Raw genomic sequence first — 239 nt, 5'->3', positions numbered from 1 at the left:
GGGGGACACCGAGCCAGTCGGCATGGCGAACAGATCCTATAAGGGTTTTTAAGATACCATTTTCTATGACAAGCGTACGCTCTAGAGGAAATCCATCGCTATCGAAGGCTGCCGAGGCTGGGAGTCCCGATATGACAGGTTCGGCCCATAGATCGAGCGGCTCGATTATAGCGCCATTGCCCTTGTGTTCAGCTTCGATGTTTTCGTTGCCGCCCTGCACATTGGCACCAGGTCTAAAT

1 protein-coding gene is annotated in these 239 nt (G+C 52.7%); it reads right to left on the bottom strand.

Translation table 11 applies throughout. The annotated features are described in order from the left end of the window. The coding region (locus FQ668_RS28185) for a metallopeptidase TldD-related protein (protein WP_218570935.1) at positions 1-239 on the bottom strand (239 nt) is incomplete at both ends.

The organism is Pseudomonas sp. Kh14, from assembly GCF_900291005.1.
Lineage (GTDB): Bacteria > Pseudomonadota > Gammaproteobacteria > Pseudomonadales > Pseudomonadaceae > Aquipseudomonas > Aquipseudomonas alloputida.
The sequence above is the reverse complement of the archived record's forward strand: the minus strand, read 5'-3'. Positions and strand labels throughout refer to the sequence as shown.